This is a genomic window from Nonomuraea sp. C10, from assembly GCF_008017515.1.
GTDB lineage: Bacteria > Actinomycetota > Actinomycetes > Streptosporangiales > Streptosporangiaceae > Nonomuraea > Nonomuraea ferruginea.
In genome coordinates, this window is the sequence record NZ_VPFF01000001.1 from 3556503 (window position 1) to 3568262 (window position 11760).

At 70.3% G+C, this 11760-nt stretch carries 15 protein-coding genes and 1 pseudogene; 6 read left to right on the forward strand and 10 right to left on the reverse strand.

Annotated features, from left to right (window positions below; translation table 11 throughout):
- Window positions 1-135 precede the first annotated feature (135 nt).
- A pseudogene (locus FR742_RS45840) lies at window positions 136-483 on the forward strand (cyclase family protein); the annotation flags it as partial.
- A 207-nt stretch (window positions 484-690) separates the two neighbouring features.
- On the opposite strand, the gene FR742_RS16230 reads toward FR742_RS45840, so the two are convergent.
- The 3 genes from FR742_RS16230 to FR742_RS45845 all read right to left on the reverse strand — a co-directional run bounded on the left by FR742_RS16230 (window position 691) and on the right by FR742_RS45845 (window position 3072).
- Window positions 691-1884: an FAD-dependent oxidoreductase gene (locus FR742_RS16230; protein ID WP_148031718.1), complete on the reverse strand. Its 1194-nt coding sequence runs from the start codon at window positions 1882-1884 to the stop codon at window positions 691-693.
- Window position 1885: 1 nt separating this feature from the next.
- Window positions 1886-2473, reverse strand: a complete 588-nt coding sequence (locus tag FR742_RS16235; protein WP_315970647.1) for a helix-turn-helix domain-containing protein — start codon at window positions 2471-2473, stop codon at window positions 1886-1888.
- 71 nt (window positions 2474-2544) lie between these two features.
- Window positions 2545-3072 carry a hypothetical protein gene (locus FR742_RS45845; RefSeq protein ID WP_261808895.1) on the reverse strand — a complete coding sequence of 176 codons (528 nt, stop codon included), beginning with the start codon at window positions 3070-3072 and terminating at the stop codon, window positions 2545-2547.
- On the opposite strand from FR742_RS45845, the gene FR742_RS45215 reads away from it, so the two are divergent.
- The gene (locus FR742_RS45215) at window positions 3016-3330 is read left to right on the forward strand and encodes a LuxR C-terminal-related transcriptional regulator (RefSeq protein WP_261808571.1); all 315 of its coding nucleotides are present in this window, start codon (window positions 3016-3018) and stop codon (window positions 3328-3330) included. The genes FR742_RS45845 and FR742_RS45215 overlap by 57 nt on opposite strands.
- Here the strand turns inward: FR742_RS45215 and FR742_RS16250 are convergent.
- Both FR742_RS16250 and FR742_RS16255 read right to left on the reverse strand, forming a co-directional pair.
- Window positions 3243-3896 carry an NADPH-dependent F420 reductase gene (locus FR742_RS16250; protein WP_148031720.1) on the reverse strand — a complete coding sequence of 218 codons (654 nt, stop codon included), beginning with the start codon at window positions 3894-3896 and terminating at the stop codon, window positions 3243-3245. The genes FR742_RS45215 and FR742_RS16250 overlap by 88 nt on opposite strands.
- 45 nt (window positions 3897-3941) lie before the next feature.
- On the reverse strand, window positions 3942-4691 hold the full coding sequence (locus tag FR742_RS16255) for an SDR family oxidoreductase (RefSeq protein WP_148031721.1): 750 nt from the start codon (window positions 4689-4691) through the stop codon (window positions 3942-3944).
- A gap of 57 nt (window positions 4692-4748) precedes the next feature.
- Here FR742_RS16255 and FR742_RS16260 point away from each other — a divergent pair, with 57 nt between their 5' ends.
- Complete coding sequence (locus FR742_RS16260; RefSeq protein WP_148031722.1) at window positions 4749-5357, forward strand: TetR/AcrR family transcriptional regulator; 609 nt, start codon at window positions 4749-4751, stop codon at window positions 5355-5357.
- Between the two features lie 227 nt (window positions 5358-5584).
- On the opposite strand, the gene FR742_RS16265 is transcribed toward FR742_RS16260, so the two are convergent.
- The 3 genes from FR742_RS16265 to FR742_RS16275 form a co-directional block, all read right to left on the reverse strand.
- Window positions 5585-6097 (reverse strand): GNAT family N-acetyltransferase, encoded by a 513-nt coding sequence (locus FR742_RS16265; RefSeq protein WP_148031723.1) that lies wholly within the window; start codon window positions 6095-6097, stop codon window positions 5585-5587.
- A gap of 165 nt (window positions 6098-6262) precedes the next feature.
- Window positions 6263-7213, reverse strand: a complete 951-nt coding sequence (locus FR742_RS16270; protein WP_148031724.1) for an alpha/beta fold hydrolase — start codon at window positions 7211-7213, stop codon at window positions 6263-6265.
- 107 nt (window positions 7214-7320) lie between these two features.
- Window positions 7321-7782 carry an SDR family NAD(P)-dependent oxidoreductase gene (locus tag FR742_RS16275; protein WP_222708950.1) on the reverse strand — a complete coding sequence of 154 codons (462 nt, stop codon included), beginning with the start codon at window positions 7780-7782 and terminating at the stop codon, window positions 7321-7323.
- Window positions 7783-7998: 216 nt separating this feature from the next.
- Here FR742_RS16275 and FR742_RS16280 point away from each other — a divergent pair, with 216 nt between their 5' ends.
- Together FR742_RS16280 and FR742_RS16285 are read left to right on the forward strand one after the other, a co-directional pair.
- Window positions 7999-8676, forward strand: a complete 678-nt coding sequence (locus tag FR742_RS16280) for a TetR/AcrR family transcriptional regulator (RefSeq protein ID WP_148031725.1) — start codon at window positions 7999-8001, stop codon at window positions 8674-8676.
- A gap of 158 nt (window positions 8677-8834) precedes the next feature.
- Window positions 8835-9434, forward strand: a complete 600-nt coding sequence (locus tag FR742_RS16285; protein WP_148031726.1) for a hypothetical protein — start codon at window positions 8835-8837, stop codon at window positions 9432-9434.
- 124 nt (window positions 9435-9558) lie between these two features.
- Here the strand turns inward: FR742_RS16285 and FR742_RS44570 are convergent, their stop codons facing one another.
- Together FR742_RS44570 and FR742_RS16295 are read right to left on the reverse strand one after the other, a co-directional pair.
- Window positions 9559-10098, reverse strand: a complete 540-nt coding sequence (locus tag FR742_RS44570) for a DUF305 domain-containing protein (protein ID WP_187281169.1) — start codon at window positions 10096-10098, stop codon at window positions 9559-9561.
- Between the two features lie 149 nt (window positions 10099-10247).
- Complete coding sequence (locus FR742_RS16295; RefSeq protein ID WP_148031727.1) at window positions 10248-11168, reverse strand: class I SAM-dependent methyltransferase; 921 nt, start codon at window positions 11166-11168, stop codon at window positions 10248-10250.
- Window positions 11169-11275: 107 nt separating this feature from the next.
- Here FR742_RS16295 and FR742_RS16300 point away from each other — a divergent pair, with 107 nt between their 5' ends.
- Window positions 11276-11755, forward strand: coding sequence for a GbsR/MarR family transcriptional regulator (locus tag FR742_RS16300; protein WP_148031728.1), 480 nt, complete (start codon window positions 11276-11278; stop codon window positions 11753-11755).
- Window positions 11756-11760: the final 5 nt, after the last annotated feature.

Genomic DNA, 11760 nt, shown 5'->3' on the forward strand with positions numbered 1-11760 from the left:
AACTGGGGACGGTGGGGCGACGACGAGCTCGGCACGCTGAACCACATCACCGACGACGTCCGGCTGGCGGCGGCGCGGGCCGTGCGCCACGGCAGGAGCGTGTCATGCGCATGGGAGGTCGCCGTACCGGAGGACATGGAGCGGTCGACGACGACCTGCCCGTGCGCCGACGCCGCGACGGGCTCGGCGTGGGCGGCCGTCACGGCGGCGGCGAACGGGATCGTCACGCGCGGTGTCCTGCTGGACGTCGCGAGCGCGCGGGATGTGCCGTGGCTGGAACCGGGGCAGGGGGTGTTCCCCGACGATCTGGAGGAGGCCGAGCGTCGCCAGGGTGTGCGGGTGCGATCCGGCGATGCGGTGCTCCTGCGGACCGGCTACGGCCGCGTCCGCCACGAGACCGGTGCGGTCAGCGGTTTCACCCAGGCCGGGTGGCACGCCTCCTGCCTGCCGTGGCTGCACGAACGGGAGGTCGCGCTGATCGGCGCCGACACCCCGCAGGACGTTCTGCCATCGGGGTACGAAGGCGTGCTGATGCCGGTCCACGCCGTGAGCCTCGTCGCGATGGGTCTGTGGATGCTCGACAACTGCGACCTGGAGGCGTGCGCGACGACGGCTGCCGAGCTCGGCCAGTGGGACTTCCACCCCTGCCGGGCGGTGGTGTCCCGCACGGCGCCGGAAGGGGATGGTCGGTCATGCGGCGATGTGCTCTGGACGGACGCCCATGCCGATGAAACGACCCAGGAGGTGGCGCAGCGGCGGCAGCGTACGGAACGCTGTGAAGATCGGGGGCACGTGCCGGGTCGTGTCGTCGCCCAGGTCCTTGGGATAGAGGTCGCGCAGGATGCGGAGCTGGAAGGCCTGGGTGATCCTCGCGGCGCGGTCTCTGCGTGACTGCACCCGGTCCAGGTCGGCGTCTTGTGGTGTGCCGCCTCTGGCGAGAAGCGGGCCCACCAGGTTGGCGGTGGCCACTGCGTCCTGCACGGCCAGGTTGATGCCCACGCCGCCCGCGGGCGACATGGCGTGGGCGGCGTCACCGATGCACAGCAGTCCTGACCGGTGCCAGCGTGGCAGCCGGTCCACCCGGACGCTCAGATGGTGCACCGCCTCCCAGTCGTGGATCTCCTCCACGCGGTCGCGCAGCGCGGGCGCCAGGTGCGCCACCCGGTCCCGGAACGCCGGCAGCCCGGCGGTCTTGAGCTCCTCGAAAGCGGCCGCCGGGATGGTGTAGGCGATCTGCCAGAAGTCCCCGCGGTCGATGGAGATCAGTGCCCCCTTGCCGCCCTGGAAGAAGGGCACCTGGTCCTGCGGGCGGCGGGGCAGGCGGAACCACAGCACGTCCATGGGGGGCGAGGTGCTCACCGGGGCGAGGCCGGCGCGGGCCCGTACGGTGGAGTGGCGGCCGTCGGCGCCGATCACCAGGTCGGCCCGCACCTCCACGGGGCCGTCGGCGGTGTCGGCCAGGACGCCGGTCACCCGTCCCTGATCGGTGAGCAGTTGCGTGACCTGGGCGCGACGCAGGAGGCGGAAGGAGGGGTAGGCCGCGGCCTTGCCGGCCAGGAAGTCCAGCACGTCCCATTGCGGCATGAACGCGATGTAGGGGCAACGCACGTTCAACCGGCTGAAGTCGGCGAAGGTGACGTCCCGGCCGCCCATGTTGACCGTCACCTGCGGCATCTTGGTGTGCGGAAGATCCAGGAACTCTTCGATCCAGCCCAGTTCGGCGATCAGTTGCAGGGTGGAGGGGTGGACGGTGTCGCCGCGGAAGTCGCGCAGGAAGTCCGCGTGTTTCTCCAGCACGATCACCTCCACGCCCTGACGGGCCAGGAGCAGCCCGGCCATCATGCCCGCGGGGCCGCCCCCGACGACACAGCACTGTGCGCGCATCTCATCCTTCTTCCGGAAACAGCAGCCCGACCAGGGCTGCGATGTCAATCGGGGTGCCCAGCCGCCGGTTGACGGCGACAGTGGCGAACAGGGTCCTCGCGGCCGTGACCGTGTCGTGCGGGCGCAGCTCGCCGGCATCGATGCGTTCGAGCAGGAAGTCGCCGATGAGTCGCCGGCCCTCACCCGCCAGGGTCGCCAGCGGCACGCGGGCCTGGGCGGCGCTGAAGAACACGGCCATCAGTTCGGCGTTGTCGGCCAACAGCCGGTCGAACGCCTCCAGCAACTCGGTCAGCACCACGGCAGCCGGCCGGGTGTCGTGGTGCTGTGTCCGTAGCTCCCGCAGGCGGGGAAGGAAGCCCCGCTCCGACAGGAGCGTCTCCACCATCGCCTCCTTGCTTTCGAAGTAGCGATACAGCAGGCCGGGGGTCACCTCGGCGGCCTGAGCCACGTCCTTGACCGTGGCCCCGTCCACGCCCTTGTCGGCGAACACGCGCAAGGCCGCGTCCAGTAGTTGCTCCCGGCGCCATGCCGCCTGCGCACTTCGCGTCCTGGACATACCCACCTCGTTGAGTAAATGTTTATTCAACATAGCACGCACATGGTCCAGGTTGCACGGTGCTGAACGAGGTCACCATCTCGGGCGCGGCCCCCCGCGACTGATCAGCCCGTAAGCGTGGCCAGCAGTCCGCGGGTGGAACGGGCGGCCGCCGCGGCGACCCCGGGGATACCCGAGGTGATGAACGAACCGCCGCCGGCCAGGTCGCCCACCACATGCAGGCGCGGATCGGCGGGGACCAGCCCGCCCGACGGGTGCAGCACGGCCAGCCCGTCGGTGAGCAGGGACGTGACCAGCGGCTCGGCGGCGCGGGGCACCGCCTGGGGCGGCGGGTTCACGGCGTTGACGACGACGTCGGCGTTCAGGTCGCCGCCGTCGCCCCGGACCCGGAACCCGCCCTCCGCCGCCTCGATCTTGCGTACGCCTGCCACCATGGTGAGCTGCCCGGCCTCGAACAGCCGCAGCAGCGCGGCGGCGTTCACCGGCACCATGGGCGAAGCCAGACCGGCGACCTGGCGGTCATCGTCGCCCAGGCGTACGGGCTGACGCCCCGGGAGTTCGAGGTCGCCCAGTTCGTGGCACGGGGCCTGTCCACCGCCGAGATCGCCACGGCCCTGTTCATCTCTCCCCACACCGTTCGCGGTCACCTCAAGGCCGTCTTCGGCAAGGCGGGGTCTCCAGCCGCGGTGAGCTCGTCGCGCACCTGTTCGCCGGACCCTGCCGGCCGTAGGCGCCACCATCAGTGGCCGGTCGTGCACCCTGCCCGGGTTCGCACGCCGCGGCGTCGCCGCCAGGGGCAGAATCACCTCAAGACGATCCGTCGCGCCCCGGCGAGGTTGGCGATCAGTTGGGCACGGGTCTGGTGCTCGTGCGCGGCCCACGCGGGTTGACCGGGACCACTGCGCCACGACTCGCTGAGCGGGCTGTTGTCCACGGTGTCGAACCCGAACTGGTCGTACAGTCGCGTCACGAGTTCCACGGCTTCGGGAAAGTCGCTCGAGGCCGACAGCGCCAGACGGCCGGGAGTGCCCGCCGCCGTGCCCGCGGTGGTGATGCGGGGGGCCTGGATGTGGGTGAAGGCCTTGACGACCTTGGATCGCGGAAGGTGCTCCTGGCGCAGCTCGTGAACGGTCTTCTCACCCGAGTCGACCACCGGGATATGGCCGTCGCGCCAGACCATGTAGTTGTTCGTGTCGAGCACGATCTTGCCTGCCAGTTCCTCCTCGCGCATGTCGTTGACCACCTTGAGAGGGACCGCCACGACCGCGAAGTCACCGGCGGCGGCGGCACCGGCGGCGGTCGCGGCACGCGCCGACGGGCCGAGCTCGTCGATGAGGTCCCGCAAGGTCTCGGGTCCTCGTGAGTTGGCGATGACGACGTCGTAGCCGTTCGCGATCGCCGCACGCGCGATCTGGCTGCCGACCTCGCCCGCGCCGATGATGCCGATTACTGTCATGGTCTTTGACCTCAACCTCTAGTAAGACTGCCGGGGGTTTCGCACTCAGATCTGGTTCAGGCCGCCGTCGACGTACAGGCTCGAACCGGTGATGAAGCTGCTCTGCCCGGAGGCGAGGAAGGCCACGGCGGCGGCGATCTCCTCCGGGCGTCCGAGCCGGCCCAGCGGCACGTGCGCGGCCAGTTGCCGCCTGAAGCCGGCGGCCTGCTCCTGGTCGGGAGCGAGCCCTGACAGACCGGGGGTGTCGGTCGGGCCGGGCGTGATGGTGTTGACCCGGATGCCGCGTCCCTTGAGTTCGTTGGCCCAGGTCCGCGCGAACGATCGGGTGGCGGCCTTCGTCGCCGCGTACACGCCGAACGCCCCATCGCCGGCGTCCGCGTTGGTGGAGCCGTTCAGGATCACCGAGGCACCGTCGTTGAGCAGGGGCAGCGCCTTCTGCACGGTGAACAGCGTGCCCCGGACGTTGATGCCGAAGAGGGTGTCGAAGTGCTCCTCGGAGATCTGCTCAAGCGGCACGAACTCGGCGACCGAGGCGTTCGCGAACAGTACGTCCAGACCCTGTCCCCTGCTGCGGATCGTCTCGTAGAGCCTGTCCAGGTCGGCCAGGTTCGAGATGTCGCCGATCACCGCGGTGGCCGCTGAACCGATCGCTCCGACGGCCGCGTCGAGTTCGGTCCTGCGCCGGCCGGTGATGAACACGTGCGCGCCCTCGGCCGCCAGTCGTACGGCACTGGCCAGGCCGATTCCGGTGCTGCCGCCGGTGACGAGAGCGGTCTTGCCTTCGAGTAGCCCCATGGGGACAACCTCCTCAGATTTCTGTATCGATCGATGCGGAAGAGGTAGGCTGCGGACGTGCGGACCAAACAGAGCGGCCCCATCGGCCGGCCGCGAGGATTCGACCCCGACGAAGCTCTCGAGCGCGCCATGCTGGTCTTCTGGGAGCACGGCTACGAGGGAGCCAGCCTGGCCGGCCTGACCGATGCGATGGGCATCTCCACCACCAGCATGTACGCGGCGTTCGGCAACAAGGAGGAGCTGTTCCGCAAGGCCCTGGAGCGCTACACCGAAGGCCCCAGCGCATACCTGGCCCGGGCCCTGGAGGAGCCGACCGCCCTCGGCGTCGCCACCGCGATCCTGGCCGGCACCGTACGGACCACCACCCGCCCGGCCCACCCCCACGGGTGCCTGGGCGTCCAGGGCGCCCTGGCCGCCAGCGACTCCGGGCGTGGCGTCCGCGACCTTCTCGCCGCCTGGCGCAACGACGGCTGCTCCCGCGTACGAGAGCGATTCCAGCGAGCCGTCGACGACGGCGACCTGCCTCCGGACGCCGATCCGGGGCTACTGGCCCGCTATGTCACCACCTTGGCCTTCGGCATCACGGTGCAGGCCGCGAGCGGCGTCGGCCGCGACGAACTCCAGGAGATGGCCGACGCCGCCCTGCGCAACTGGCCGCTCCCCTGAGAACCGCGCTCATCCCTCGTCCACGCGGCCCTGGGGCTTCCGTCCCCTCGGAACTCGTCGAAGAGACCCGCCGCAGGGATCCGCGCGGACGGCCGGCCTGATCACCTGGTCGTCCGCGCCCCACGGCCGCGAGGTTGCCGAGGGGGACCGCGACGGCCGGGTCACGCCCAAGTAAGGCACGGATCTGGTGATCCGCGCCCGCCCGCTGCCGGCGGGGCCGAAGCAGGTCAGACGCCGAACGCCGCCGGGTAGCGGATGACGCCGCTGGGGACCGGTCGTTCAGGGGCGAGGGCGAGCGCCATCATGTACTTGTCCTCGACGTCGAAGGGCGGGCGGATGCCGTACCCGGAGGCCGGGGTGAAGCCGAAGCGCGGGTAGTACTCGGCGTGACCGAGCACGACCACCAGGTTCTCGCCCTGCTCGCGGGCGGCGCGCAGGGCGGCGCGGATCGCGGCGGAACCGGCGCCCCGCCGCTGGTGTCCGGGCTTGACGGCGCACGGGCCCAGGGCGAGTGCGGGTGAGTCGCCGACGTGACAGCGGGTGAGCAGGGCGTATCCGATGAGATCGCCGCCGGGCGCCTCGGCCAGCCAGGACAGGCCGGGCAGCCACGCCTGCGCATCGGCCCGCAGCGCCTCGACGAGGTCGGCCTCGTGCGGAGTGGGGAAGGCGGCAAGGTTGACGTCGCGGATGGCGGCGACGTCGCCGGCGCTCTCGGGACGGGTGGTCCAGGAAGGGGTCATGGTCGGGTGCGTCTCCTCGTCCTTTCGCGGGTGGCCGGCGGCGCATGGTGATCTCTTGCAGGGTAGCGGCGACCGCCTCGCGCATTCGGTGACGACAGCGCAGCGGCCCCGTTGGTGGGTGCGGCGCGGCGGACGTGGCCGGCACCAGGCCGAATGGGCACGGTGTCAGAGGCTGCCGAGGAATTCCAGGAGGAGTCGGTTGACGTCGTCGGGGCGTTCCTGCTGGATCCAGTGACCGCAGTCCAGAAGGTGGCTGCCGGTCAGGCCGGGGAGGGTGTGGGGGTAGGCGTCGACGGCGTCGGACAGCCACATGGTGGAGGCGTCGCGCCTGCCGCCGATGAACAGGGACGGCTGCTTGATCGGGGCCCCGGCGTAGGAGGCCAGGTCTTCCCAGTCGCGGTCCATGTTGCGGTAGCGGTTGAGCGCTCCGGTCAGGCCGGTCCGCTCGAACTCCGCGGCGTAGAAGCCGAGCTCCTCCTCCGTCAGCCAGGACGGCAGGGCCCCGGCGGGGAACCGCTCGCGCAGGGTGCCGCCGTCGCGGGTGACGAAGTGCGGGTCGGGTCCGGCCATGGTGTCGCCGGACAGAGCGCGGTAGAAGCCGGCGAGCCAGCCGCGCACGTCGGGCTCGATCTCGGATTCGGCCCGTCCGGGCTCCTGGAAGTAGGACACGTAGAACTCCTCCTCCCCGCCCATCTGCGCGAACACCTCGCTCGGCCGGGGTCCGCCCGGCGGCGTGTAGGGCACGCTCAAGATGCCGACCGCGTGGAACACCTCGGGCGCGACCAGCGCGGAGTGCGCGGCGATCGTCGCCCCCCAGTCGTGGCCGACGATCGCCGCCGAGGTCTCCCCGAGCGCCCGCACGACGGCGACGTTGTCCTGGACCAGGTCGAGCATCCGGTAGGCGGCCGGGTCCCGCGGCTTGGACGAGCGTCCGTATCCCCGCACGTCAAGTGCGACGGCCCGGTAGCCCGCCTGTGCCAGGACGGGCATCTGCCGCCGCCACGAATACCAGGACTCGGGGAACCCGTGCACCAGCAGCACCAGCGGCCCGCTGCCCTGCTCCACCGTGTGGATGCGTACCGCGCCCGCTTCCAGGATCCTGTGCTGGACCGTCATCGCGCCCTCCCCGACCTGCGACCTCGTGATCGCGTCGACCATAGGTCGGCGGCTTCCGGCGGCCCAAGATTCGTTGCCGGGTCGGCAACTCGCCGACGCCGAGACGATCACCTCGCTCGCCGGGGCCTCTTCGTCGACCGGCTCAGCAGCAGGTCCGCCAGCTTCGACCGGCCGTACGCACCGGTCGGGTCATAACCGCGCTGCCAGTTCAGGTCGTCGAAGTCGATCGTGCCGCGGGCGGCCATGCCGCTGCTCATGGTCACCACACGCGCGGCGGGCGCCTGCAGCGGCAGCGGCAGCAGCCGCACGGTCAGCGCGAACGGGCCGAGGAAGTTGCCGCCCAGCTGCAGCTCGAACCCGTCGACGGTCTCGTGCCGCACCGGCGGGAACATCACCCCGGCGTTGTTGAGCAGCATGTCGAGCGGCCGCCCGCCGGCGATGAGTGCGTCGGCGAACTCCTGGACCGAGGCCAGGTCGGCCAGGTCGATCCGCCGTACCTCCACCAGCGGCGCCGGATGGGCCCTGAGGATCTCCGCCCGCGCCTGCTCGCTCTTGGCGACGGTGCGCACCGCCAGGATCACCCCCGTGCGCCGGAGGCGGCGAGCTTGGTCGCGGCAGCCTGGCCGGTGCCGCTGTTCGCGCCGGTCACCACGGCGAGCTTGCCGCTCTGGTCGGGTACTTGGTACATGACGGATCTCCCTAAAAGACTGCTGGTCTGCAACCCCTCCAACCGTAAAAGACCGAGGGGCTCTTAATAAGAGACCGACGGTACGTATTATGGGAACATGGACTTCAAGCGCGCCCGCACCGAGGAGCAGCGGACCGAACGACGACGCCAGATCTTGCGGACCGCGGCCGCGATGCTCACCGAGATGCCGGTCGCCAAGCTCAGCCTCAACGAGCTGAGTCGCCGCATCGGCCTGGCCAAGTCCAACGTGCTGCGCTATTTCGACTCCCGCGAGGCCGTCCTGCTCGACCTGCTGGACACCGAGATCCAGGACTGGCTCGCCGGCCTGGAACACTCCCACCGGCCCGGTGAGGGCACACTCCGGCAGCGCGGCGACCGGCTGGCGGAGATCCTGGCCACCTCACTGACGCGGCGGCCGGTACTGTGCGACCTGCTCAGCGCCCAGACCGCCGTGCTGGAGCACAACATCTCCACCGAGGTCGCCGTCCGGCACAAGCACGCCGCCAAGCACTCCATGCAGACCCTGGTCCGGCTGGTGCTGCGGCATGTGCCCGAACTCGGCGACCAGGGCGCGGCCCGGGTGGTGGAGGTCACCCTGCTGATGGCCACCGCGGCCTGGCCCTGCGACCGGCCCTCGGAGGCCATGCTGGCCGCCTACGCCTCCGACCCGGAGCTGGCCGCCATGCGCCTCGACTTCACCGACGTGATGCGCCGCACGGTGAAGGTGACCATCTCCGGGGTGCTGGCCCGCCAGGAAGAAGCCGCGGCTCCCTGAACCAGGGCCGCGCCTGCCATGGCCCCCGACCCTGGCGGCCTGAGCGTGGGCCGATCAATCAGATCGCTTGTCGGGCGCCTCAGCACTGCAGCCTGCCGTACACGCCGACTGGTGTGCCGCACCTCGAGTGATGCAGCGACAAGTGAGAGGGAAGTGCCATGGAACTGGATTACGTCCTTGCCGGCTATCGGGTGGCTACACGCACTGATCGGCAAGATTGGCAGGAGGCCGGCCTGCCTGGCCCTAGTCTGCTGTCGCTGAGCGACTGCGTGGTGGACTTGGTGCCAGTGGATTCCAGTGGTTGGGATCACTGGTTCGCCAGTCCCCAGGAGGCTGAGATCGCTCGGAATCAGGCCGGAGACTCGGGGTTGCACGTGCTCGGAGTCGGATTCGCTGCCGCCGATGTTCGGGGGCTGCAGGCTGATATGGCCGACGATGGCTGCGACGGCAGCCTCCAGGAGCGACTGATCCGGCATGAGCAGTTCCCTGGCCCCGGCGAGCGGCGGCTGGGTTTCGAACTGGTCGGCTTCGACATCGGAAACTGGCATACCTGGACCTGCATGGGGGACCTCGTCACCGACGTTCACCAAGCCACCGGCATCCAGCCGGACCTCAATGGGCTGATCCAGGACGAGCAAGACGCGCGTCGGGCCGCTCAATGGCTCACCGACTCAGGCCTCGGCGATCCCAAGGTATTTCTCTGGACGGCCGCGCTGCTCACGGAGCCACCGCGAGCGACCCTCCGAACCGAGGAATAGCGCACGAACGGAACAGCACCCCTCCCCCAGTGATCGGGCGCTTCGAGAATCTTGCCCGCCAAGCGGTCTGGGCGGCCTCGGGGCTGTACAGCTCGATCGCGCCGATGCTCTTCATCCGGGGCAGCTATGAGGGCTCGGCCGTCGGCTGGCCGGGTGCTCCCGGATGCCGCCCTGGCGGCATGCCGGGCATGCCGGGCGCTTCCGGGAAGCAGGGCGTGCCCTGCTGTCCGAACCACTGGACCAGGTATCGCCGCATCAGGCGCACCTCGGCCCACTGGTCGTCGCGTACCGTTCGGGCGAAGCCGGCGACCTCGGCATGCTCAGCCTCACCGTGCATGAGCACCTGCTGCGACATCATGATCGCCATCATGTGGTGCGGGATCATGTACTGCAGGAACGTCCTGTCGAGCTGATCTCCCGAAAGCCCCGACAGGTCGGGCATCGTGGTCACGCTGGGGCTCGGCGCCGGACTCCGCGGGTACCACTGCTCCAGCCACCCTCTCATCCTGCCGATCTCGGCAGTCTGCGTCGTGACGATCGACTGCCCGAGCCGCCGCATGTCGGGCCGCTCGGACCGCTGCAGTTGCCGCGCAGCGGTGACGGCCTCCTCGTGGTGGGGCACCATCTGCGCCAGGTAGTCGTATTCGCTGGTGATGGGGTACATCGGCCCCAGACCCGGGCACGTCGGCCGCGGATCCGCAGGAGAAGGACTCGGGGGCGCTGTCGGTACGGCCGCAGCGGCGGTCCCGAAACCCGTGGTGACGGCGGCCAGGAGTGCCCCGGCGGCGGCAGCGGTCCTCACAGCGCGTCGCTTCATGCGTCCCCCCACGCCGATTCGACACCTCCACCCACTGTAACGTCACCGCCCTGACCATGGCGCTCCGCCGGTGTTCGCGGCCGGGGTCGGGCCGGCGTCTCCCGGAAGCGGAAGCGGACGATGCGGGTGGACCGTTTCATGCCCGGCACCAGGTTCATCACGCGGTACAGACAGCGGATGCGCGCGGGGGCCTTGGCCCTCAGGATCGGCGCGTCGTACATCGGCGCCTCGTCGACGTACTCCAGTCGTGGGTGCCACGCGGCCAGCGCGGCGGGGACGTCGAAGCCGCAGTGGAACCGAGCGTCGTACTTGCGCAGCGTCGGGTCCCACTTCGAGGTGCGCCAGGCCCAGACCGGCACCGTGTCGATCTGGATCTGCCCTGTGGGGAAGGCGTCGACGACGCCCGTCAGCAGCCGGTGGACGTCCTTCTCGGTCAGGTACGGCACCAGCCCCTCGGCGATCATCAGCACCGGCCTGCCGCGAGGGACGCGGTCCAGCCAGGTCAGGTCGGTGACGTCGGCGCCGACGAGCGTGCAGTGGTCGCGCGGCGGCAGGAATCGCCGCCGCAGCTCGATGACGGCGGGGTAGTCCACGTCGTACCAGTCGACGGTGGCGGGCGGGTCGATCCGGTGGACCCGGGCGTCGAGGCCGCAGCCCAGGTGCAGGACCACCGTGTCGGGATGATCGGAGAGGAAGCTCCGGGCCCAGTCGTCGTGGGCGAGGGAGCGGACCACGGCGGCCAGGCCCATCTGGCTCCTGCCGAATCCGCGCCGGTCATAGCCGGGGTCGAGGCGGCGCATCACCCGCTCGGCGTAGGCGTCGCCGAGGATCGGGGCCGGCAGCAGGTTGTCCAGTGCCTTGGCCTTGAGAACAGGAGTGAGGGTCTTCTGCACTCCGAGGAGTCCGGTGTCCGTCACGACGACAACGCTACTCTTGTTCCACAAAATTCGTGAAGTTTCTGAAATGTACTAAAATATGACGACACGACGACGGTAACGTCACGACGGAGGAAGGAGCTGCTGCGGTGACGCGAGCAGGCGAGGGCGCCATCGCGGACTTCCGGGAACGGTTCGCGCAGATCCTGGTCGAGTCCGGCATGCCGCGGATGGCCGCACGCGTGTACGCCGCGCTGCTGGTCACCGACTCCGGCAAGCTGTCGGCGGCCGAGCTGGCCGGGCAGCTGGGCGTCGGCGCCTCGGCGATCTCCGGGGCGGTCAAGTACCTGGTGCGGGTGCGGCTGGTCGAGCGTGGGCGCGAGCCCGGCAGCCGGCACGACTTCTGCCGCGTCCACGAGCACACCTGGAGCCACTTCATCAGCCAGTCCGTCCCGGTGCTGGTCCAGGTGCAGACCGGCGCCGAGCAGGGCGCCACGCTGCTGGGCCTCGACTCCACGGCCGGGCAGCGGCTGGACGAGACCCGCCGGTTCTTCGCGTTCATGCGCGAGGAGATCGAGCGGTCGATGGCCAAGTGGCGGCGGCAGACAGGCGAGCCCGAGGACGGCTGAACGGC

What these genes read in the sequence shown, in the direction of transcription:
- FR742_RS16280 (WP_148031725.1), top strand. Translation starts at nt 7,999, where the DNA reads ATGGACTTCAAGCGCGCCCGCACCGAGGAGCAGCGGACCGAACGACGA.
- FR742_RS16285 (WP_148031726.1), top strand. Translation starts at nt 8,835, where the DNA reads ATGGAACTGGATTACGTCCTTGCCGGCTATCGGGTGGCTACACGCACT.
- FR742_RS16255 (WP_148031721.1), bottom strand. Translation starts at nt 4,691, where the DNA reads ATGGGGCTACTCGAAGGCAAGACCGCTCTCGTCACCGGCGGCAGCACC.
- FR742_RS16265 (WP_148031723.1), bottom strand. Translation starts at nt 6,097, where the DNA reads ATGACCCCTTCCTGGACCACCCGTCCCGAGAGCGCCGGCGACGTCGCC.
- FR742_RS16250 (WP_148031720.1), bottom strand. Translation starts at nt 3,896, where the DNA reads ATGACAGTAATCGGCATCATCGGCGCGGGCGAGGTCGGCAGCCAGATC.
- FR742_RS16230 (WP_148031718.1), bottom strand. Translation starts at nt 1,884, where the DNA reads ATGCGCGCACAGTGCTGTGTCGTCGGGGGCGGCCCCGCGGGCATGATG.
- FR742_RS44570 (WP_187281169.1), bottom strand. Translation starts at nt 10,098, where the DNA reads ATGTACCCCATCACCAGCGAATACGACTACCTGGCGCAGATGGTGCCC.
- FR742_RS16235 (WP_315970647.1), bottom strand. Translation starts at nt 2,473, where the DNA reads ATGTTGAATAAACATTTACTCAACGAGGTGGGTATGTCCAGGACGCGA.
- FR742_RS16270 (WP_148031724.1), bottom strand. Translation starts at nt 7,213, where the DNA reads ATGACGGTCCAGCACAGGATCCTGGAAGCGGGCGCGGTACGCATCCAC.